Source organism: Pseudoxanthomonas fibrivorans, from assembly GCF_041464125.1.
GTDB lineage: Bacteria > Pseudomonadota > Gammaproteobacteria > Xanthomonadales > Xanthomonadaceae > Pseudoxanthomonas.
In genome coordinates this window covers 638,077-660,261 of record NZ_JBGNUG010000001.1, presented here as the reverse complement: position 1 = coordinate 660,261, position 22,185 = coordinate 638,077, and the positions used below count along the sequence as shown (strand labels likewise).

The window sequence follows — 22,185 nt, the reverse complement described above, 5'->3', positions numbered from 1 at the left end:
CGGACAGTCCTGCGTCGAGAACCCCGCCGCGAGGCGGGGTTTTTTCTTTCACGGACGTTCCGCCTGCGGCAGCTCGTGCAGGAACGCGCCATGGCGCAGGAAGTGCAGCGCCTGCCCCGCCACCACCTCGTTGGCCATCATGAAGGTGTGGTTGACCGGCAGCACCAGGAAGTCGGCCATGCCCTCGACCCTGGCGCTTTCGACCGCGACCTTGCCATCGTTCTCGCCGGGGATCCGCGTGGCCAGCACGCTGTCGATCGCGGTCGCCTCGTTGCCGGCGATCACCCCGAGCGGGAAGGCGACCGGCCCCAGCCGCGCGGTGATGCCGTTCGCGCCGGTCACCAGCTGCGCACCCGCCGGCCCGTTGAAGTGGTCGTAGAGCGCCGTGCCGACCAGCGCATCGGCCACCTCGCTGCCCTGGTTGGGCGGGCCCAGCATCACCGTCCGGCCCAGCCCCTCGATGCGGCCCGTCGACAGGTACTGGCGCAGCAGCAGGCCGCCCATCGAATGGGTGACGAAATGGATCGTGTGCGCTCCTTTCCGCCGGCATTCGCCGACGCCCCGGGGCACCGCCTCGCGCGCGGAGGCTTCGATCGTCTGGCTTTGCGAGGGATAGTCGATGTTCGCGGTGGCGTAGCCGGCCTCGCGCAACGCCGCCTCGAGCGGCGCCATCGAGCGGTGGGTCCGGCCGAGCCCGTGCAGCAGCACGACGCACTCGCCCTCGATCGCCGGCAACGGAGGCGGATCGACCGGTTGCGGCGGCGCGGCGGCGACCCCGCCGGCGAGCAGTCCCGACAGCGCCAGCGACCATCCCATGCCGCCCGGCGCCACGCGGCGCATTCCCGGGCCCATGCTGCCGTGCTCCATACCGCCCGCCCGCTCCGGAGTCCCGGCCCACTATAGCCGCCGTGGCGCGGGACCACGGCCACGGGCCCGGTACCGCCCCTCCACCGGCTCTGCTACAACTGGCCGCGTCGGATTGCCCAGATCGATGCCGGTGCCGGTCCCGCGTCGTGGAGACCGGGTGCCACCACGCCCCTGCAAGCGAGGTTCCGATGCGCCGATTCCGTGCCTGCCTGGCCGCGCTGTTCGCCATCGCCGCCCTCGCCGCGTGCCAGCCGCCCGTGCGGCTGATGCCGGCTCCTGCGGTGTTCCTCAACGGCGAGCACAACCTGTTCGGCGCCAACGCCGCGCTCGACCGCAGCAGCGACATCCAGGTGTTCTACGCCACCAACCGGGTGCCGTTCGGCCCCGCGGGCGCGCGCGCCTATGCGATCTTCCCGGACGATGCGCTGCACATGGGCGTGGCCAACCTCAGCATCGGTGGCGGGGGCCGCAGCTGGGACTGGCTGTACGAGCAGTCGACCAGCACCCCGGCCGAACGGCGCCCGCAGATCCTGGTCAACACGATGCAGGAAAAGGCTTCGGTCGGCCTGGACGCCGGCGCGCCCGGCGCGGACGCGCTGGCCTTCTTCGACCAGGTCGACCAGGCGCTTGCGCGCAGCGCCGACCCGGACCTGACCATCTACGTGCACGGCGCCAACACCGGGGTCGGCCGCGCCACCGCGCAGGCGGCGCAATACCGGCACTTCACCGGGCGCAACTCGGTGGTGCTGTCCTTCATCTGGCCGTCGGCGGAAAACTTCCTGCGCTTCTCCCACGACGTGGACAAGGCGGGCGGCACCGCGCCTGCGTTCGCCCGGCTGGTGCGCATGCTCGCCCGCCACACCCGCGCGCGGCACATCAACGTGATCGCCTACAGCTCGGGGGCGATGGTCGCCTCGCCGGCGCTGGCGCTGCTGGGCACGCCGGGCGCCGGCTACGATCCGGCGTCGGTGCGCCTGGGCGAGATCTACTTCCCGGCCCCGGACGCCGATTTCCGCCGCTTCGTGGGCGACCTGCAGGTCTACCACGGCTATCCGCGGCGGGTGACCGTCACCGTCAACATGCGCGACTCGGTGCTGGTGCTCTCGCGCCTGCACCAGCGCGGCTCGCGCGCCGGGCGGCCGGATCCGGCGGAACTTGCACCCGGGGACGCGCGCTGGATGGTCGACGCGTCGCGGCGGCTGGACTTCGACCTGATCTCCGCCAGCGCCGACAACCTGCCGGGGCTGGACCGGCGCTCGCACGTGTTCTGGTACGACCACCCCTGGGTCAGCAGCGACGTGCTGCTGAAGATGCTTTTCCACATGCCGCCTGAGCAGCGCGGGCTGCAGCCCGCCAGGACCGGCGACGGGCTGCACTTCTGGACCTTTCCGGACGACTACGAGGCGCGGCTGGACGCTGTCACGCAGTCGCTGGTGCAGGCCGCAGCCGGCAGGCGCGACCACGCCGACGCGCCCTGACCGCGCGACGCGGCTGCCGTCGCGCGCAGCCGGTCATGGCGGCGTCACCGTGACCTGCGCCGGCCGCGCGGCGCCGGTGCCGCGCAGGGTCGGCTGGTACATGTCCTCGGCCTGCGGCGGCGGCACCGTATAGACGCCCGGCGTCACCGCGCGCACCAGGTAGTACAGCCGCGCCGTCGCGCCCTGGTCCAGGGCCAGCGCCGCGACGTAGCGGTCGTCGCGGTACTCCTCGTGGCGCAGTTCCGCCTGGCCGCTGCGGTCGGACAGCGCCACGCCCTCGATCTGCACCCCGTCCCACTGCGCGCTGTCGCCCAGGTTGAGGTTCTCCGCTTCCAGCCCGGCCGGCAGCAGGTCGGTGACCAGCGCGTGGGGCATGGCCTGCTCGGCCCGCAGCGTCAGCCGCGCCACCAGCACCTGGCCTTCCTTCAGGGGGCCGCCCTTCCATGCCGTGCCGTCGGTCAGGAACCAGTCGCGCGTCACCCCGACGCGGCGGCGGTCCTCGGCCGGCGGCTGGCGTGGAATGCCGGCGACCTCGATGCTCGCGTAGTACGGCCCGCCCTCGGCCTCGAAGCGCACGCCGCCGGCGAGCGCGGCCGCGTCGAGCCGCCGGGCGAATGCGGCCGCCGGTTCCAGCGCCTGGGCCTCGCCGCCGGCGACCAGGCGGCCGGCCACCTGGCGCCCGCCACCGGCCTCCAGCGCGCGACCCAGCCGCGCCAGCGCCATCTGCTCCTGCGTGCTCAGCCACAGCCGGCCGGCGCCGTCCTCGTCGCGGCGCGCCTGCAGCACCCGCGCCAGGTCGACCACGCGCGCGTCGTACCGGGCCTCGGCGCGATCGCGTTCGTGCAGCAGGGCCACCATCAGCGCGTCGTCGCGGATCCGGCTGCCGTAGTCGCCCAGCCACTGCGGACGCGTGTCCGGGTCGCGGGCGAAGCCGTCGGCGATCGCGGCCGCAGCGCGCTTGCCGTCGCCCTGCAGGCCCAGGGCCAGCCCCAGCTGCACCAGCGGCAGGCCGGTCAGGCTGTCGCCCTTCTCCTGGTCGTAGAGCGCGCGCAGCGTCCCCAGCGGGGCGCGGTTGACGCGCGCCAGCACGTAGCCGGCGTAGGCGCGGTTGGCGAAGCGCAGGTGGTCGCGATGGTCGCTGCCGTAGAACTGCTCGCCTCCGGAGAGCAGGTCTTCCGACAGCCGGTCCAGCGCCTTCTGCAGCACGCCGTCCGGGACGGCGAAGCCGGCCTCGCGTGCGTCGAGCAGGAAGTCGACGATGTACGGGGTCAGCGCCGGCGCGGTGTCGCCGCCATCGCCGCCCCACATCGAGAAGTGGCCGCTGCCGGCCTGCATCGCCGCCAGCCGGCCCAGCGCGCCCTCCAGCCTGGCCCGGCGCGCGGCCGCGTCCAGGCCGGGCACGCCGAGCCGGCGGGCGGTTGCCGCATCCATCACCAGCGCCGCGTAGCCCTTGCTGGTGGTCTGCTCGGCGCAGCCGTACGGATAGTCGAGCAGTCCCTGCAGCGCGCTGGCGAACGGGATCGGCGGCGATGCGGTGACCCGCAGGCGCACGTCGACGGTGTCGGGGATGAGGCCCTCGGCCAGCGCCGCATCCAGCAGCAGCGGCTCCCCGGCCTGCACGACCCGCGCCTGCGCGCGCAGCACGCCCGGCCACGCCGCGCGCACCGGCAGGTCGTGGCGGCGGTCGACGGCGTAGCCGCCGCCGTCCACGCGCACGCGCACCCGGGCCACGGCATTGCCCGGCTCGGCCAGGAGCGGGAACTCGAGCGTGGCCTTGGCGCCGTCCTCGAGCCGCAGCCTGCGCTGGCCCTGCGCCACCGACAGCGGACCCTCGCCTTCCACCCGCACGCGGAATTCGCCGGCCGCGCCGCTGAAGTTCTGCACGTCCAGGCTCACGGTGCCGCGGTCGCCCGGCGCCAGCACGCGCGGCATGCCGGCCTCGGCGACCACCGGTGCGCGCACGAGCGCCTCGCCGTCGCGCTTGCCGTAGCGGTCGTCGGAATACACCAGCGCCGACACCCGCAGGGTCCCGTTGAAGTCCGGTAGTGGCAGGCGGATCCGCGCGTTGCCCTGGGCGTCGAGCGCGACCGGGCCGGAGAAAAGGTCCACGGTCTGGACCCGCGCGGTGGGCCGCCGCGCCTGCGGCAGCGCCTCCAGCGCCATGTCGCCGCCGAAGCGCAGGCGCGCGTTGCCGCCCTCGAAGCTTTCGATCACCCGCCCGTACACGTCATAGGCATCGGTGGCCAGGCGGCGCTGGGCGAAGAAGTGCGCGCTGGCGTCGGGCACCGGGAACCGGGTGATGTTGAGGATGCCCACATCGGTGGCCGAGACCGTGACATGTGCTGTGCGGCCCGCCAGCTGCGGCACGCTGACGGTCACCGGCAGGTCCTGCTGCGGGCGGCTCTGGGCGGGGAACTTCAGCCCCACCGCGACCCGCCGGTCGTCGCGCCGCATCGGCACGTGGGCCACGCCCACCGCGCGCGCCGGGGTCACCTGGGTGGTGGCCGATCCGCCGCGGAACACCAGGGCGGTGACGTAGACGTCATGCCGCTCCCAGTCCGCGGTCACCGGGATTTCGAAGGTCGCACCCGCCTTGCCGTCCTGGCCGCGCACCTCGATGTCGTGCACGTAGAGCAGACGGTCGCTCTCGACCATCAGCACGCCGCGACCGGCGTGCGGCGGCGTCACGGTGACCTTCAGGGTGTCGCCGGCGCGGTAGGCGGTGCGGTCCAGCGCCAGCTTGACCTTGTCCGGACGCGCGTCCGGGCCGCGGTTGTCGTCGCCCCAGCTCCAGCCGGCGCGGAACGGATAGCGCATGGTCAGGCCGGTCGCCGGGTCGAGCACCTCGACGCGGTACTCGCCCCACTCCACCGGAAACTCGAAGCGCGCGGCGGTGGCGCCGACGTCGAGCGTCCGCGTCTCCACGTTCTCGAAGCGGCGGGTGAAGTCGTAGTCCCAGCCGCCGTCGTCCTGGTAGCGCCAGTGATAGTCGCGCAGCTCGCGCACCAGGGTCACCTTCAGGCCCCTGGCCGGCTGCGGCCGGCCCCCGGCGTCCACGCGCAGCAGTTCGAACCGCGCGCTGGCATTGGCATCGGCACCGTCGGCCTCGTCGAACAGCGGGCGCACGCCGACCAGCGCCGGCGCCGGCCACAGCACGCGCTGCAGGCTGCGGCTGACCGGTCGCCCGCCGCTCTCGTGGACGCTGCCGGCGACCGTCACCTGCACCGGCGTGGCCGCCCTGGCGGCCTCTTCGGGCAACGGCAGCGGGGCTTCCAGGCGCCCCTGCGGATCCAGCGCCTGGTCGAGCACGTCGCGCGGCTCTTTCGGCAGCTCGACCGTCGGGTCGCCGAACGCGTAGCCGGGAAGCCCGTCGAGCGGTTCGCGCGCCACCGCCAGCGCCATCTTCGCGGTGAAGCGGTTGCCGGCCGCGGGCGCACCGTAGAGGTAGGCCGCCTCGACCTGCAGCTTCAGCGGCGCGCCGGGGGCGAGCGTGGCCTGCTCCTTCGGCGTGGCCAGGTCCAGCTTCAGGCGTTCGGGCAGGAACTCCTCGATCCGCAGGCTCATGCCCTGGACCGCGTCCTTGCCCGCCGGATCGGTGCGGAATTCGACCTGCCAGCGCCCGGTGGGGGCGTCGGGCGGGATCGCCTGCTCGAAGGCGTAGTAGCCCTGCGCGCCCGGTGCCAGCCGGGTCTCGCGGAACACGCGCCCGTCGGGCTGCTTGAGCCGCAGGAACAGCGGCTGCCCCCCCGGCTTGCCGGCGGCCGCCGGCAGCGCGCGGCCATCGCCGTCGCGCAGCAGCGCCGAGATGCGGACGGTCTCGCCGGGCCGGTAGAGGTCGCGGCCGGACCAGGCGAACACGTCGAAAGCCGCCTGCGCGCGCCCGCCGACCGAGAACTCCGACAGGTCCAGCGCCGGCTGGTTGAACGGCAGCAGCGACACGTCCTTGCCGCGACGGGCCACCAGCACCTGGCTGGCGTCCAGCCGGTACTCCAGCAGCGCGTTGCCGTGACCGTCGGTCGCCGACTTCAGCACCGCACCGCCGTCGGCGTCGAGTATGCGCAGCTCGACGCCCTTCAGCGGGGCGCCGTCGTGCAGCGACGCCGCATGGACGTAGAGCGTGTCGCGGTACGCGCGCGCGTGCAGGCCGATGTCGCTGACGGTGAAGAACGCGGTGTCGTACTGGTCGGTGAACTGGCCGACCCGGCGCAGCACGGCGAAATACAGGCCCGGCTGCTGCAGCTCGGCGATCTCCTGCACCGGCAGGTAGTTGAGCACGCGCTCGTTGCGCTCGCCGCCGAGCACGAAGCGGTTGAGGTAGACCGGTTCGGCCAGCTCGCGCAGCGGGGACTTGTCGTCGTAGTCGCGATCCAGTTCCCAGCCGCCGCGCCGGCCGCCGCGCTGGAACTGCGCGAAGAACCGCGGCAACTCGCTTTCGCGCACGCGCAGGAACTCCACGTCCACTTCCGGGACGTTCACCGACACCACCGGCAGGCCGCGGCTCTCGCGTGCGGGAAGGACGCTGCCCTGCGAGGCGAAGCCGGCGACCGGGTCGAGTTCGCCGGTATGCACGGTCTTCTTCAGCGCCTGGCCGAGGCGGCTGCCGTCGGCGGCCAGAAGCCCGGCGGCGACGGTCACGGTGTAGTCGCGCGCCGGCTCGACGAACGGGTAGCGCAGGATCCGGCCGTCATCGGACAGCGACCAGGCGCTCTCGCCGGACCCGGCGGGCTCGACGGCCAGCAGCCGGTCGAAATCCTGGGTTCCGACCAGCGGGCGCGAGAATTCCAGCGCCAGGGCGAGGTTGCCGTCCTCCTGGTCCGGCCAGGCGCGGACCAGGGCGAAGCCGCTCACCTCGTCGCGCTTGGCCTGGATCCTGTCGCCGCCGGCCTCGGGCAGCTGCCCGCCCGGGTTGCGCTGGCAAGCGCTCGCCAGCAGCACCGATGCCAGCACGGCCAGCATGATCGACCTGGCCAGTCCCGGCCGGTCCCCGCGACGATCCTTCCCCGTCCACCGCATGCGTCGCGCTCCCTGCCACGTTGCGCCGAGTATAGGGCGCGGCCGGGCCGGAACGCGGTCAGTCGCGCGTGGCCACCGCGGTGGCCACCGCCTCGAACAGGCGGCGCATGTCCAGCGGCCGCTGCAGGCGCTGCAGCGGCACGCCGTCGGGCACCTGCGAGGCGTCGAACGGCGCCGCGGCGTCCTCGATCACGATCGCCGGGCCGGTGTAGCCGGATTCGTACATGGTCGAGAGCAGCGCCTCGGCCGGGAACAGGGTGATCTCCGAATCGACCACCACGACGTCGGGACTGCCGGTCTCGGCCCAGCGGCGCAGCGCGGCGGCGCCATCGGCGGCCAGGTCGGGCTGGTAGCCCTGGCTGGCCAGCGCATTGCCCAGCAGCGACAGCCGGGTGCCTTCGCGCACGACCAGCAGGATCCGCTCGCCCTGCCCGCCCTCGGCCGGTGCCTCGCCGGCCTCCAGGTCGTCGTCGTCCACCGGCGCGGGCAGCCACAGTTCGAACCGGGTGCCCGCCCCCGGCACGCTGGAGACGGAGATGCGCCCGCCCAGGCCCTCGATGATCCGCTTGCACGACACCAGCCCCAGGCCGGTGCCGCTGGTCTTGGTGGTGAAGAACGGGGTGAACAGCTGGGCGATGGTCGCCTCGTCCATGCCGCTGCCGGTATCGGCGACGACCAGGCGGACGCCGCCCTCGGCTTCCTCGGCGGCCAGTTCCAGCCGCCCGCCGGCCGGCATGGCCTGGATCGCGTTGAGCGACAGGTTGAGCAGGCACTGCTGCAGCTCGGTGTAGTTCGCGTCCAGCTCCAGCTCCGGATCGGCCAGGCGCACCTCCAGCTGCATGTCGCGCGGCAGGCTGCCCTTGAGCAGCAGCTGGACGGCGTGGAACAGGTCGCGCAGCAGGATGCGTTCGCTGGCGCGGCGCGAGCCGCGCACGAACGACAGCATCGACTCGGCCATCTCGTGGCCGCGTCGCCCGCACTCGGCCACGACGGTGGCCAGCTGGTGCAGGCGCGGGTCGTCGCTGCGCTGGGCGATCAGGTCGGGGACGATCAGCAGCGGCTGGAGGATATTGCGCAGGTCGTGGCTCAGGCCCGCGGCCAGCAGCGACAGGCTTTCCAGCCGCTGGGTCCGCATCAGCTCGGCCTCGGCCCGGGCGCGCTCGGCCTCGGTCCGGGCTTCGCGCAGCGCGCGGTCCACCGCGGCCGGCAACCGTGCGCTGCTGTGCTTGAGGATGTAGTCGTTGGCGCCCTCGTGCAGCGCGGCCACGGCGACGTCCTCGCCGATCGTGCCGGAGACGAAGATGAAAGGCAGGTGCGGATCCTGCGCACGGACGATGCGCAGCGCGTCGTGGCCGGAGAAGCCCGGCATTGACAGGTCGGACAGGACGATGTCGGGGCGGAAGGTGGCGAGCGCCCCGCGCAGCGCCGGCTCCTCGTCCACGCGCAGGTACTCGGCCGCCAGGCCGGCGTCCTCGAGCTGCATCTGCAGCAGCTCGGCGTCCTCCGGCGAATCCTCCACGAAGAGGACCCGGAACCGCCCTTCCCTGCCGAGCCCCCGCAACGGCGCCATCACTCAGCCTTCGCCTCCCGGCGTGGCGTTGATCACCGCCCAGAACTTGCCGAGCGTCTTCACCGCGGCGAAGAACTGCTCCACGTCCACCGGCTTGACCACGTACGCGTTCACGCCCAGGTCCCAGCTGTGGACCAGGTCGCTCTCCTCGCGCGAGGACGACAGGATCACCACCGGCAGGCGGCGCAGCTTCTCGTCGGCGCGGATCCGCCGCAGGACCTCGAGCCCGTCCATGCGCGGCATCTTGATGTCCAGCAGCAGCACCGCCGGCTCCTCGTCCGGGCGGTCGGCGAAGCGGCCCTTGCGGTGCAGGTATTCCATCGCCTCCACGCCGTCTTCGACATGGACGATCGGATTGGCCAGGTTCGCCTCGCGCAGGGCGTCGATGGCCATCTCGGCGTCGGCGGCGCTGTCTTCGGCCAGCAGGATGGTGCGGATCGCGCTCATGTCAGCTCTCTTTGTGTGTGTTCGCGTCCTGCACCGGCAGGACGAAGTGGAAGGTGGCGCCCTGGCCGGGCTCGGATTCGGCCCACACCCGCCCGCCGTGGCGGGCGACGACGCGGCGCACGCTGGCCAGGCCGATGCCGGTGCCGGGATACTCGCTGGCCTTGTGCAGCCGCTGGAAGACGCCGAACAGCTTGCCGGCGTACTCCATGTCGAAGCCCACGCCGTTGTCGCGGACGCTGAAATGCAGGTCGCCGTCCTGCAGGGTTTCGCAGGCGACCTCGATCACCGCCGGCTCGCTGCGCGCGGAATACTTGACCGCATTGCCGAGCAGGTTCAGCCAGACCTGGCGCATCATGTTCTCGTCGGCCACCGCCACCGGCAGCGGCGCCACGCGCCATTCGATGCGGTGGGCGGCCACGCCCTCCTCGATGTCGGACTGCCGGTTGGCGTCCAGCACCGCGCGCGTCTCCTGCACCAGCGACTGCATGTCCACCGCCTGCAGCTTCATCGCGTTGCGGCCCAGGCGCGAATACACCAGCAGGTCGTCGATCAGCGCAGACATCCGCCGCGCCGAGCTGCCGATCACCTCCAGGTAGTGGACCCCCTTTTCGTCCAGCCCGTCCCCGAGGTGCCGGGCCAGCTTGTCGGCGAATCCTGCCACATGGCGCAAAGGCGCACGGAGATCGTGGGAGACCGAGTAGCTGAACGCTTCAAGTTCGCGGTTCACCTCGGTCACCTGGGCGACCTTGCCCTCCAGCTGGCGGTTCAGTTCGCCGATGCGGTGCTGGGCCGCCTTCTGCGCGCTGATGTCGCTGACCGTCATCAGGGCGACCCCGTCGTCCATGTCCGGCAGCTGCATGCGCCGGGCGTTCAGGAGCATGGTCCGGGTGACGCCGTCGGCGGTGCGCTGGACGTGTTCGAAATCCCACAGCTCGCGGCCGCGGGCCAGCACCTCGGACAGCCGCTGGCGGATGACCGGGTCGCGCCAGGCACCGTGCCCGACTTCGTCCAGGCGTTCGCCCAGTTCCTCTCCGCCATCGTCGGCGTACAGCTCGGCGAACGCGGTGTTGTGCATGAGCACGCGCAGCTCGCGGTCCAGCAGCACGATCGGTTCGCGCACCGTATGCACCACCGCCAGCGCCCGCTCGCTCGCCTGCCGGACCGCGGCCTCGGAGTCGTTGCGGCGCATTTCCAGCCGGTACACCAGGTAGAACACGCCACCCATCAGCGCCAGCTGGCCCAGCAGGGCGATGAGGCCGAGCCAGTGCACGCGCTGGCGCTGCTCGTCGGCGTAGGCGCTGCGTTCGGCGAGCAGGCCGCGCTCGTTGGCCATGAAGTCGTTGAACAGCTGCCGGACCTGGTACTTGCCGTAGAGCTCGTCGACCAGCTCCACCCGCTCGGCCGGCGTGACGCCCATGGACAGCTGCCGGGCGACGTCCACCCGTCGCTGGATCAGCGTCTGCAGCCGCCCGATCAGCACCTGCTGGCCCGGATTGTCGCGGCTGAGCACGGTCAGGTGCTCGAGCTGCGGTTCGATCCGGGCGATGGTCTGCTCCAGCCGTTCGCGCAGCGCGCGGTTGGTCACCCCTCCGCCCATCGCCAGGCCCAGGGAGTCGGTCTCGCGGATCAGGGCTTCCAGGCCGTGCGCCGTCGCCTCCACTTCCATGGTGTGGCGCACCCAGCGGTCGGCTTCCTGGCTGTTGCCGGTCCACAGCCGGGTCAGCAGGAACGGGACCAGCAGGATGAGGATCACCGCCGAAACCAGCAGCGGCAGGCGCCAGCGGACGTAGTTGGAAGTGACGCGATCCTGCAAGGAGGCCTCTACGTGGTCGGCACGGGGGAGCGACCCCGGATAATGCCTTCCCGGGCGGCCACTTGTTAAGCCCGGGGGGCGCCGGACGGGGCCCTGCCGGCAGATGCCGCGCGAGGGGATCCGGCAGCGCCGACTGCGCGCCCTTGAACACGAAAGGCCGGCAATGCCGGCCTTTCGTGGAGCCGGCGAGGCCGGCCTTGATCTGGTGGGCGGTACAGGGATCGAACCTGTGACCCTTGCCGTGTGAAGGCAATGCTCTACCGCTGAGCTAACCGCCCGGTTTTCCGGGTCCGCACCTGTCGATGCGAGCCGCGCATGGTAAAGCGGCGCGCCTGCCCGGTCAACGCCACCCCCGGCCTGCTGCCGGTCCCGCTACACCGGATGCGGTCGCACCGCGGCCATGCCGCGGCGGGTCGCGCCGCCGGACGCCTCCGTCGCTCAGTTCTTGCTGCGCCGGAGCGCGTCCACCCGGGCCGGGGGCCGGAACGCGTCGCTGCGGGCCTCCGCCCAGAAGTCGTGGAACACGGCATGCTCGGGGATCCCGTGCAGCAGTTCGCCCGGGCGCAGGTAGCGGTACAGGGCGGCCAGCGAACGGATCTCCACCGGCGACACGCGGCGCAGGATGTGTTCCGGCCCCAGTTCGGACGGATGCTCCAGGCCGGCGGCGCACAGCAGGTCGCGAAGCGCGCGCAGGGTGTTGTCGTGGAAGTTGTGCACGCGTGCCGCCTTGTCGGCCGGGTCCAGGTGCTTCCACCGGTTCGGATTCTGGGTCGCGATGCCGGTCGGGCAGCGGTCGGTATGGCAGCTCAGCGACTGGATGCAGCCGAGCGCGAACATGTAGCCGCGCGCGGCGTTGCACCAGTCGGCCCCGAGCGCCAGGGTCCGCGCGATGTCGAAGGCGCTGGTGATCTTGCCGGCCGCGGCCACCCGCACCCGGTCGCGCAGGTCCAGCCCGACCAGCGTGTTGTGCACCAGCAGCAGCGCTTCATGCATCGGCACGCCGATGTGGTCGATGAATTCGGCCGGGGCCGCGCCGGTGCCGCCTTCGGCGCCGTCGACGACGATGAAATCCGGCAACAGGTCCAGCCCCTGCGACGCGGCCTCGCGCATGGCCTTGGCGATGCCGAACCATTCCCATGGATGGCCGATGGCCAGCTTGAAGCCCACCGGCTTGCCGCCGGACAGCTCGCGCAGGCGCGCCACGAATTCCAGCAGGCCGCGCGGGGTGGAGAACGCCGAGTGGCTGGCCGGCGACACGCAGTCCACGCCCATCGGCACGCCACGGGTCGCCGCGATCTCGGCGCTGACCTTGGCCGCGGGCAATACCCCGCCGTGGCCCGGCTTGGCGCCCTGCGAGAGCTTGACCTCGATCATCCGCACCTGCGGGCGCGCGGCCTGCACGGCGAAGCGCTCCGGGTCGAAGCCACCCTGCGCATCGCGGCACCCGAAGTAGCCGGAGCCGATTTCCCACACCAGGTCGCCGCCGTGCTCCAGGTGGTAGGGGGAGATCGAGCCCTCGCCGGTGTCGTGGTAGAAGCCGCCGCGGCGTGCGCCTTCGTTCAGGGCACGCACCGCGTTGGCCGACAGCGAGCCGAAGCTCATCGCCGAGATGTTGAACACGCTCGCCTGGTACGCCTGGGCGCGGCCCGCACCGACGGTCACGCGGAAGTCGTGGCTGGCGATCCAGCTCGGTGCCAGCGAATGGTTGATCCATTCGTAGTCCACCGCATAGGCGTCCTGCAGGGTCCCGAACGGCACCACGTCCATCACGTTCTTGGCGCGCCGGTAGACCAGTGCGCGCTGCTGCCGCGAGAACGGGGCCTCGGCCGTGTCGCTCTCGATGAAGTACTGCCGCATTTCCGGCCCGACCGCCTCCAGGCCGTAGCGGAAATGCGCGAGGATCGGGTAGTTGCGGCGCAAGGTGGTCCGGGTCTGGAGCAGGTCCCAGGTGCCCAGCACGACCAGCATGCCGCCACCGGCCACGCCCCACCACCAGCCGGGCCAGCGCAAGGCCAGCGGGATCGACAGCAGCAGCAGGATCCAGCTGCCGGCGTATGCCGAGTAACGGCTCATTCCTGCTCCTCGCGAACGGGTGCCCCAGTCTAGCGGCCGCGCACCGGCCCGGGCAGCGCCCGCCACCGGCTACAGGCGGTCGTCCACCGCGTCGCGTGGCCATACCGACTTGACGTCGTACACGACCGCCCCGCCCCGCCCAAGCGCGCGGACCTGCGCGGCGTCGTAGTGCCGGAACGCCTCGTGGGCCACCGCCAGCACCACCGCGTCGTAGCTGCCCTCGCGCGGCGCCTCCACCAGCGCCACGCCATGGCGCGCGACCTCGCCGGCGTCCGCCCAGGGATCGCAGGCCTCGACCTCCGCGCCGGTTCCGCCCAGCTGCCGGGCCAGGTCCAGCGCGCGGCTGTTGCGCAGGTCCGGGCAGTTCTCCTTGAACGTCACCCCCAGCACGAGGATCCGCGCGTCGCGGGCAACGACGCCGCGCGCGGACAGCATCGCCAGCACCCGGCCGGCCACGTGCGCCGCCACCCGCTCGTTGACTTCGCGCGCGGTGTGGATGAGTTCGGGGTGGTAGCCCACGCTTTCGGACTTGTGCAGCAGGTAGTAGGGATCCACGCCGATGCAGTGCCCACCGACGAGGCCGGGCCGGAACGGCAGGAAGTTCCACTTGGTCCCGGCGGCTTCGAGCACGTCGGCGGTGTCGATCCGGAGCCGGTCGAACACGAGCGCCAGCTCGTTGACCAGCGCGATGTTGACGTCGCGCTGGATGTTCTCCACGACCTTGGCGGCCTCGGCCACCCGGATCGACGGCGCCATGAAGGTGCCGGCCGTGATCACCTGGCGGTACAGCGCGTCCACCGCCGCCGCGACCTCCGGCGTCGAGCCGGAGGTGATCTTGCGGATGTCCGCCAGCCGCCGCGCGCGGTCGCCGGGGCTGACCCGTTCCGGGCTGTAGCCGCAGCTGAAGCCGACATTGAAACGCAGGCCCGATCCCTGCTCGAGGATCGGCACGCAGATCTCTTCGGTCGTGCCCGGGTAGACCGTCGATTCGTAGATCACCAGGGCGCCGGGCCGCATGGCGGCGGCGACCAGCGCGCTGGCGCTGCACAGCGGTTCCAGGTCGGGCTGGTGCGAGGCGTCGATCGGCGTCGGCACGGCGACGATGAAGATGTCGCAGCCCGCCAGTTCGGCGGGGTCGCTGCTGAAGCGCAGGCGGGAAGCCGCACGGATGTCGTCCGCGTCGAGCTCCAGGGTGCGGTCCACGCCCCTGCCCAGTTCGTCCACCCGTCCGCCGTCGACATCGAAGCCGAGCACCTCGCGGGCCGTCCCGAACGCGACCGCCAGCGGCAGTCCCACGTATCCGAGCCCGACCACGGCGATACGCGCATCGGCGGGCGGAAGCGGCACGGCGGCGGACTCGGGCATGTCACTCCTGGCGGTGGTGCCCGGGGCGGGGATCGAACCCGCACAGCCTCGCGGCTGGGGGATTTTAAGTCCCCTGTGTCTACCAGTTTCACCACCCGGGCGGGCTGGCGCATTGTGCCACCTGCCGGCGCGGCCGCGCCCGGGCGCGCGCTATGATGCGGCCGACCCGCACTGCCTGCGGGCAGGGGGACCGCGACGCATGCGCGCCAGGATCGAGGACGTCGCCGCCGCGGCCGGCGTGTCGATGAAGACCGTCTCGCGGGTGTTCAACCGCGAGCCCAACGTGCGCGACGACACCCGGCTCAAGGTCGAGGAAGCCGCGCGGCAGCTGCGCTACCGCCCCAACTCCTCCGCGCGCAGCCTGGCCGGCCGCCGTTCGTACCTGATCTCGCTGCTGTACGACAACCCGTCCTCGAACTACATCATGGAAATCATCGAGGGCGTGCTGTCGGCGTGCGAACAGGCCCATTACGGCCTGACCCTGCGCCCGGTCGACTTCGGCCGGCGCGGCCATGTCGAGTCGGTGGAAGGCCTGATCAACCAGTACCGCCCCGACGGGCTGGTGCTGACCCCGCCGCTGACCGACGACCTGCCACTGCTGCGAAGGCTGCGCGAATTGGATGTGCGCTACGCCGGCATCTCGGCCAAGCGCAACAACACCCGGATCGGCGCGACGCTCGACGAACGCGCGGCGGTGGCGGACATGATGGCGCACGTGGTCGCCCTGGGGCACCGGCGGATCGCCCACATCACCGGCCACCGCAGCCACGGTGCGCGCGCATGGCGGCTGGCCGGCTACCTGGACGGCCTCAACCAGGCGGGAATCGAGCCGGACCCCGCGCTGGTGATCGAGGGCGAGTTCTCGTTCGATTCGGGCATCGCCGGGGCACGGCGGCTGCTCGACCTGGACGATCCGCCGACCGCGATCTTCGGCGCCAACGACGACACCGCCTGCGGCGTGCTCTACGAAGCCGCCGCACGCGGCCTTGCCGTGCCCGAGCAGCTTTCGGTATTCGGTTTCGACGACACGCCGATGTCGCGGCAGGTCTGGCCCAGCCTCAGCACGATCAGGCAGCCCAGCCGGGACATGGGCCGCATCGCCGCGCGGCAGCTGCTCGACGAGATCAGCGGCCACGTGGCCGGCAGCATCGTGAAGGTCCCCTACCAGCTGCAGATCCGCCACTCGACCGGCCCGGCGCCAATCCGGCGCTGAGGCGGGGCCCGCGCCGGCGGGGCGCGGGCGCGCCAGCCCTTACTGCGGGCGCGGCCGGATGTTCACCGCGACGGCCTCGGTGAAGGTGACCCGCAGCAGGTCCCCCGCTTTCACCCTGCCCAGGCGGGCGCGCAGGTCGTCGCGCTGCACGGCCACCGCCACCACGTTGCCGCGCGGACCCCGCAGGGTCACGGTATGGGCGACGGTATCGACCGCCAGGACCTCGGCGACCACGGTGACCGTCTCCGAGGCCGCCCCGCCGGGACGTCCGCCGGCGCCCGACCGGCTTCCGCCCTGCTGCACCGACGTCCCGACCTCGCCGCTGCCGGCCGGCTGGAGTTCGGCGGCGATCGCGCGGGTGTAGTCCATCGATACGCGGTCGCCCACCTGCAGCTGGTCGAAGTTGCGCACCTGGTCGCCGGCATACACGTCGAGCTCGGCGCCTTCGCTTCCGCGGATCGTGACCATGCGGTTGGCGCGGTCGACCCGGGTGATCGAACCTTCGAGCGTGACCTGCTCGGAACTGAGGGTGACGGGCGCACCCGGCTTCGTGTCGGGAGCGCCGCTGCAGGCGGCGAGGAACAGGGAGGCGGAGATCGCAAGCGGGTACGTCAGGCGGTTCCAGCGCATGGTGTCGCTCCGGGGCGTGCCGCGGGACGCGGCGTGGCCGAGGATCGGCAGTGGTCCGTTAAGGCCGCGTACGGCCCGCCGGCACGCGGGCCGCCTGCCGTGGATGCCGGCGGGCCGGAAGCTCCGCGGCGACCGGCGGAAAGCAGCTGGCCCGCTTGCGCGGGCCAGTGGCTGATCAATGGAGGCCTGGGTCGGAATTGAACCGGCGTACGCGGATTTGCAGTCCGCTGCATAACCACTCTGCCACCAGGCCGGTGGCGCGTGCCGCCGCCGCAGTGTAAACGCTGGGGGCCGGCCCGACAAAACAAAACCCCGTTGCCGGGGTCTGTTTTCGATCCCCTTCCGGCGCCGGTGGCGACGGCAGGATCGGGTATCTGGAGCGGGAAACGAGACTCGAACTCGCGACCTCAACCTTGGCAAGGTTGCGCTCTACCAACTGAGCTATTCCCGCTTGGGAGACGCGCATTTTAGGGATTCGGGCGGCGCTGTCAACCGTGTTTGCGTTTTTCTTCGCGGGCCCGGTCCGCGGCGGCCTGTTCGTCGGCGCGCAGAGCCGGCCAGGCCGCGTGCAGGTACTGCACGCCCGACCACAGGGTCAGTACCGCGGCCCCGGCCAGCAGCCAGTCGCCGACGTGGAAGATCAGTTCGCCGAGCCATATCTCCGTGCCGGGGTGCAGCGGGTGGCGCGGGTTGATCGCGTACAGCAGGCAGGACAGCGCCACCATCTGCGCCACGGTCTTGATCTTGCCGATGGTGGCCACCTTCACCGTCGCCCGCTGGCCCAGTTCGGCCATCCACTCGCGCAACGCCGAGACCGCGATCTCGCGCCCCACGATCACCGACGCCCAGAACGCCATCCACGGGGTCGGGTGGCCCTGCACGATCAGGAACAGCGCCACCGCCACCATCAGCTTGTCGGCCACCGGGTCGAGGAAGGCGCCGAACGCCGAATACTGGTGGTAACGGCGTGCGATCCAGCCGTCCAGCCAGTCGGTCACCGCGGCCAGGATGAACACCGCGGCCGACGCGAAGTTGGTCCACTTGTACGGGAGGTAGAACACCACCACCAGCACCGGGATCAGCACGATCCGAAGCAGGGTCAGCCAGGTCGGTACGGTCAACTTCATTGCGTTCGCATCGGTCCGTGTTCGCGTCATCCGGTTCCGGCCGGAGGCGCCAGCCCGTGCAGGGTAGCGTAGATGCGCGCGGCCAGGGCGGCGTTCACCCCCTCCACGCGCGCGATCTCCTCCTCGCCCGCGGCCTTCAGCCCCGCCAGGCCTCCGAAGTGGCGCAGCAGCGCCGCGCGCCGGCGCGGACCTATGCCGGGGATGTCCTCGAGCCGGCTGGTGGTGCGGGCCTTCTGGCGCTTGCCGCGGTGGCCGGTGATCGCGAAGCGGTGCGCCTCGTCGCGTACCTGCTGGATGAACTGCAGCGCGGGCGACGCCGCTCCCGGCCGGATCTCGCGTCCGTCCGCCAGCACCAGGGTCTCGTCGCCGGCGCGGCGCTGCTCGCCCTTGGACACGCCGACCAGCAGCACACCTTCGACACCGAGGTCGGCGAGCGCCTCGCGCGCCTGCGCCAGCTGGCCGGCGCCGCCATCGATCAGCAGCACGTCGGGCAGCACCGCATTGGCCCCCGGTTCGGCGCCCGCCTCCAGCGCGCGCCGGAAACGCCGCTCGATCGCCTGGCGCATGGCCGCGTAGTCGTCGCCGGGCTCGATCCCGGCGATGTTGTAGCGGCGGTACTGGTTGCGGACCGGGCCGGCCGGGTCGAACACCACGCACGACGCCACCGTCGCTTCACCGAGCGTGTGGCTGATGTCGAAGCACTCGATCCGCGCCGGGACTTCCGCCAGGCCCAGCATCTCCCGCAGCGCCTCGCTGCGCGCCTGCTGCGCGCCGCGGCTGGCCAGCTCGGTGGCCAGCGCCAGCTGCGCATTGCGCCGGGCCAGGTCCAGGTAGCCCGCGCGCTCGGCACGCACGCTCGACTTGAGCGCCACCTTGCGCCCCGCCGCTTCGGCCAGGGCCAGCTCGATCAGGCCGGCGTCGGGGATCGGCCGGTCGAGCACGATCTCCGGCGGGGGCGGCTGTTCGGCGTAATACTGCGACACGAACGCGGCCAGCACTTCCCCGGCGCTGTCTTCGCCGTTGGTACGCGGAAAGAACGCGCGGGTGCCGAGGTTGCGGCCGTCGCGGAAGGCCAGCAGCAGCACGCAGGCCGCACTGCCCTGCATCGCGCAGGCCAGCACGTCCAGGTTGGCGGCGTGCCCGTCCACGTACTGGCGCGCCTGCAGGCCGCGCAGGGTGGCCAGCAGGTCGCGCAGCCGCGCGGCCTGCTCGAACTCCAGCTGCGCGCTGGCCGCCTCCATCGCCGCGGTCAGCTCTTCGCCCAGTTCGTCGCTGCGGCCCTCCAGGAACAGCGAGGCGCGACGCACCGACTCCGCGTAATCGCCGGCCTCCACCAGGTCCACGCAGGGCGCGCTGCACCGGCCGATCTGGTATTGCAGGCACGGACGGCTGCGGTTGCGGAACACGCTGTCCTCGCAGCTGCGCAGGCGGAACAGCTTGAACATCAGGTCCATGGTCTCGCGCACGGCGCCGGCGCTCGCGTACGGGCCGAAATAGCGGCCCGGCACCGCGCGCGGGCCACGATGGAACGCCAACCGCGGCCACGCTTCCTGGGTCAGCAGCACGTAGGGGTAGCTCTTGTCGTCGCGCAGCGAGACGTTGTAGCGCGGCGAGAGCGACTTGATCAGCTGGTTCTCCAGCAGCAGCGCTTCGGCCTCGGTCCGGGTGACCGTGACCTCCATGCGCGCGATCTGCGCGACCATGGCGTGGATCCGCGGCGTCTTGGGCGTGTTGCTGAAATAGCTGGCCACGCGCCGCTTGAGCGCGCCCGCCTTGCCCACGTACAGCAGGCCGCCGTCGGCGGCGTACATGCGGTACACGCCGGGCGCGGTGCTCAGCTGGGCGACGAAGGCCTTGCCGTCGAAATCGGGTACCGCCGGGTCGTTCATTCGCTGATCGACACGTCTTCCAGGCTGCCGGTGGCGATGTCGTAGCGCAGCACCCCGTGGGCGTCGGTTTCGGCGATCCAGACCGAGCCGCCGGCCACCGCCAGCCCGGTGGGCCCATGCAGCCGCCGCGGCAGCTCGACCGTGGACAGCTCGCCGCCGCCCAGGCGGAGCGTGCGCAGCGTGCCGTTGCCGCTGTCGGCGATCCACAGCAGCGGCGCATCGGCGCTGAGCGCGATCCCCAGCGGGTGCTGCAGGCGGGCACTGGAGCGGGGGCCATCGGCGTCCCCGAATTCCCATGGCCCCTGCCCGACCAGCGTCTGGACGAGGTCGGTGCGCAGCTGCAGCGACCGCACCGCCGAGCCCAGCGCATCGCAGACGTACAGGACCTGCTGCACCGCCGCCAGCGCCGCCGGCTGCGCGAACGCCGCCATCATCGCGTTGCCGTCCCGCAGGTCCAGGCGCCCGGACCCCGCGCGCAGGCGCAGTTCGCCGCGGCCGAGGTCGCAGCTCCAGATGCGGTTGTCGCCGGCACTGGCGATATGCACCTGGTTGCCGGCGACCGCCAGGGCCAGCGGATGGTTGAGCGGGCTCCGCGACGCCGGGTTGACCGGTCCCTCCACCGGATCTCCCGGCCGGCCGTTGCCGCACAGGGTGTCGACCTGGTGGGTCCGCAGGTTGATCCGGCGCAGCGCGTGGTTGCCGGTGTCGGCCACGTAGAGGTACTCGCGCTCGAGCGCGAGGCCTTGCGGGCGGTTGAACGCCGCCTGGTCCACCGGCCCGTCGATGAAGTCGGCGGTGCCGAGCCCGAACTGCCTCAGGATGCGGCCGCCATGGCTGCACTCGAGCACGCGGTGGTGTCCGCTGTCCGCGATGAACAGCCGGTCGCCGCTGGCGGCGATGCCGGTCGGGAAGCGCAGCGAGAGGCGGGGCTCGGGCAGGGTTTCGCTGGACAGCAGGTCTTCGTCCAGTGGACGCGGCAACCCTTCCACGAGGGCGAAGAGCGCGCGCTCCAGGTCGCCGCCGAGGCCGACGATCCGCTCGCGCTCGCGCCCGTCGGCGTCGACCAGCAACAGCGTCGGCCAGGCCTCGATGCCGTAGCGCTGCCATGCGGCCCAGTCGGCATCCAGCAGCACCGGCGCGGCCACGCCGAGCCGGCGCAGGAGCTTGAGCGAGCGTTGCGGCACCCGCTCGCTGTCGAAGCGCGGCACCTGCACCACCAGCACCTGCAGCCGTCCGGGGTTGCGCGCCTGCCATTGCGCCAGCTCCGCCAGGCGCTGCGCGCACCAGACCGAGGCGGCGTTGACGAACGCCAGCACGACCGGACGGCCGCGCAGTTCGTGCAGCGAAGCCGCCTGGGCGTTGAGCCAGGGCAGGTCGCGGGGAAGTTCCTGGAGGGGGGCCGCGTTCATGGCCCGATTATGCCGGACCCCGGCTCCCGGGACAGGCGGGCGACGACCGCCTGTGCGGCCGCATCGACCAGTCGCCAGACCTCCTCGAAGTGGTCGTTACCGCCGTAGTAAGGGTCGGGGACCTCGCCCGCGGCGGCCAGCCCCGCCCAGTCGAGCAGCAGCACCGCCCTGCCGTCCAGTCCCGCGGGCGCCAGGCGGCGCGCCTCGCGCAGGTTGTCCGCGTCGGCGCAGAGCAGCAGGTCGAAGTGCTGGAAGTCGTCGGCCCGCAGCTGCCGCGCCCGCTGTCCGCCGATGTCCACGCCGTGGCCACGCGCGCAGGCGATCGCGCGCCGGTCCGGCGGCTCGCCGGCATGCCAGCCGCCGGTACCGGCCGAGTCCACCTCGACCCGTCCAGCCAGCGGCGACGACGCGATCCGCGCCCGCAGCGCGCCCTCGGCCAGGGGCGACCGGCAGATATTGCCCAGGCAGACCACCAGCAGGCGGACCGGCGACGGGCTCATGCCGCGCCTGCGCGCAGGCGCGCCTCCGCGCGCTCGAGGTCCTCCGGCGTATCGACGCCCGGCGGGAACGGCTCGGGGGCCAGCGCCACCGCGAGCCTGTGGCCGGCTTCCAGCACCCGCAGCTGCTCGAGTGATTCGACCTGTTCCAGCTGCCCGGGAGCCATCCGCGCGAAGGCCTGCAGGAAGCCGGCCCGGTAGGCGTAGATACCGATATGGCGCAACCAGTGGCGGCCCGGCGGCAGCGTGCCCCGATCGCGGGCGAAGGCATCGCGCGGCCACGGCAGCGGCGCGCGGCTGAAGTACAGCGCATCGCCCGAGGCGGCGCGGACCAGCTTGACCGCGTTGGGATCGAACAGGGTCGCGGCGTCGTCCACCGGTTCGGCCAGGGTGGCCATGGGCGCACCACTGCCGACCAGCGTGCGCGCGACCTCGCGGATTCCGCTGGCGGGCGCGAACGGCTCGTCGCCCTGCAGGTTCACCACGACGGTGTCATCGCTCCAGCCCGCGATCCGCGCGCACTCGGCCAGGCGGTCCGTGCCGGAGGCGTGCGTGGTGGCGGTCATCGCCACGCGCACGCCCTCGATGCCGGCGACCGCCGCGGCCACCCGCCCGTCGTCGGTGGCCAGCCACACCTCGCGGGCACCGGCGGCCAGCGCGCGTCGCGCCACGTGCAGCACCAGCGGTTCGCCACCCAGCAGGCGCAGCGGCTTGCCGGGCAACCTGCTCGCCGCGTAGCGGGCCGGCACGGCGACGACGAAGGCGGGGGCGGATTCCATGCGGACCTCCAGGTG

At 72.3% G+C, this 22,185-nt stretch carries 15 protein-coding genes and 4 tRNA genes; 2 read left to right on the top strand and 17 right to left on the bottom strand.

Translation table 11 applies throughout. The features are described from left to right. Positions 1–48 precede the first annotated feature (48 nt). Positions 49–852, bottom strand: coding sequence for an esterase/lipase family protein (locus ACA089_RS03165; RefSeq protein ID WP_372013293.1), 804 nt, complete (start codon positions 850–852; stop codon positions 49–51). Between the two features lie 203 nt (positions 853–1,055). Between ACA089_RS03165 and ACA089_RS03160 the strand changes: the two genes are divergently transcribed. Next, positions 1,056–2,345 carry an alpha/beta hydrolase gene (locus ACA089_RS03160; RefSeq protein WP_372013291.1) on the top strand — a complete coding sequence of 430 codons (1,290 nt, stop codon included), beginning with the start codon at positions 1,056–1,058 and terminating at the stop codon, positions 2,343–2,345. Positions 2,346–2,378: 33 nt separating this feature from the next. Here the strand turns inward: ACA089_RS03160 and ACA089_RS03155 are convergent, their stop codons facing one another. From ACA089_RS03155 to ACA089_RS03120, 8 genes are all read right to left on the bottom strand, one after another. Then, positions 2,379–7,301 (bottom strand): alpha-2-macroglobulin family protein, encoded by a 4,923-nt coding sequence (locus ACA089_RS03155; protein WP_372013289.1) that lies wholly within the window; start codon positions 7,299–7,301, stop codon positions 2,379–2,381. Positions 7,302–7,416: 115 nt separating this feature from the next. Continuing rightward, on the bottom strand, positions 7,417–8,928 hold the full coding sequence (locus ACA089_RS03150) for a sensor histidine kinase (protein ID WP_372013287.1): 1,512 nt from the start codon (positions 8,926–8,928) through the stop codon (positions 7,417–7,419). Between the two features lie 3 nt (positions 8,929–8,931). After that, on the bottom strand, positions 8,932–9,375 hold the full coding sequence (locus ACA089_RS03145; RefSeq protein WP_372013286.1) for a response regulator: 444 nt from the start codon (positions 9,373–9,375) through the stop codon (positions 8,932–8,934). Between the two features lies 1 nt (position 9,376). Further along, positions 9,377–11,188, bottom strand: coding sequence for a sensor histidine kinase (locus tag ACA089_RS03140; RefSeq protein ID WP_372013284.1), 1,812 nt, complete (start codon positions 11,186–11,188; stop codon positions 9,377–9,379). Between the two features lie 203 nt (positions 11,189–11,391). Next, positions 11,392–11,466, bottom strand: a tRNA-Val gene (locus tag ACA089_RS03135). A 160-nt stretch (positions 11,467–11,626) separates the two neighbouring features. Then, positions 11,627–13,261, bottom strand: a complete 1,635-nt coding sequence (locus tag ACA089_RS03130) for an FMN-binding glutamate synthase family protein (protein WP_372013282.1) — start codon at positions 13,259–13,261, stop codon at positions 11,627–11,629. A 69-nt stretch (positions 13,262–13,330) separates the two neighbouring features. After that, the gene (locus ACA089_RS03125; RefSeq protein ID WP_372013280.1) at positions 13,331–14,626 is read right to left on the bottom strand and encodes a nucleotide sugar dehydrogenase; all 1,296 of its coding nucleotides are present in this window, start codon (positions 14,624–14,626) and stop codon (positions 13,331–13,333) included. Between the two features lie 14 nt (positions 14,627–14,640). After that, a tRNA-Leu gene (locus tag ACA089_RS03120) sits at positions 14,641–14,727 on the bottom strand. A 98-nt stretch (positions 14,728–14,825) separates the two neighbouring features. On the opposite strand from ACA089_RS03120, the gene ACA089_RS03115 reads away from it, so the two are divergent. Then, entirely contained in the window at positions 14,826–15,839 is a 1,014-nt protein-coding gene (locus tag ACA089_RS03115) for a LacI family DNA-binding transcriptional regulator (protein WP_372013278.1), read from the top strand. A 39-nt stretch (positions 15,840–15,878) separates the two neighbouring features. Here the strand turns inward: ACA089_RS03115 and ACA089_RS03110 are convergent, their stop codons facing one another. The 8 genes from ACA089_RS03110 to kdsB form a co-directional block, all read right to left on the bottom strand. Next, positions 15,879–16,469, bottom strand: a complete 591-nt coding sequence (locus ACA089_RS03110; protein ID WP_372013276.1) for a hypothetical protein — start codon at positions 16,467–16,469, stop codon at positions 15,879–15,881. A 179-nt stretch (positions 16,470–16,648) separates the two neighbouring features. Beyond that, positions 16,649–16,722: transfer RNA gene (locus tag ACA089_RS03105), tRNA-Cys, on the bottom strand. Positions 16,723–16,844: 122 nt separating this feature from the next. Further along, positions 16,845–16,920, bottom strand: a tRNA-Gly gene (locus ACA089_RS03100). Between the two features lie 37 nt (positions 16,921–16,957). Further along, complete coding sequence (gene pgsA, locus ACA089_RS03095; RefSeq protein ID WP_372013274.1) at positions 16,958–17,596, bottom strand: CDP-diacylglycerol--glycerol-3-phosphate 3-phosphatidyltransferase; 639 nt, start codon at positions 17,594–17,596, stop codon at positions 16,958–16,960. A 26-nt stretch (positions 17,597–17,622) separates the two neighbouring features. Further along, a complete protein-coding gene (uvrC, locus tag ACA089_RS03090; RefSeq protein ID WP_372013272.1) occupies positions 17,623–19,485 on the bottom strand; it encodes an excinuclease ABC subunit UvrC in 1,863 nt (620 codons plus the stop codon). Next, a complete protein-coding gene (locus ACA089_RS03085; RefSeq protein ID WP_372013270.1) occupies positions 19,482–20,894 on the bottom strand; it encodes a redoxin domain-containing protein in 1,413 nt (470 codons plus the stop codon). The genes uvrC and ACA089_RS03085 overlap by 4 nt, the downstream gene beginning before the upstream one ends. Further along, entirely contained in the window at positions 20,891–21,394 is a 504-nt protein-coding gene (locus tag ACA089_RS03080; protein WP_372013268.1) for a low molecular weight protein-tyrosine-phosphatase, read from the bottom strand. The genes ACA089_RS03085 and ACA089_RS03080 overlap by 4 nt, the downstream gene beginning before the upstream one ends. Beyond that, positions 21,391–22,170 (bottom strand): 3-deoxy-manno-octulosonate cytidylyltransferase, encoded by a 780-nt coding sequence (gene kdsB / locus ACA089_RS03075; protein WP_372013266.1) that lies wholly within the window; start codon positions 22,168–22,170, stop codon positions 21,391–21,393. Before kdsB ends, ACA089_RS03080 begins: the two co-directional genes overlap by 4 nt. Positions 22,171–22,185: the final 15 nt, after the last annotated feature.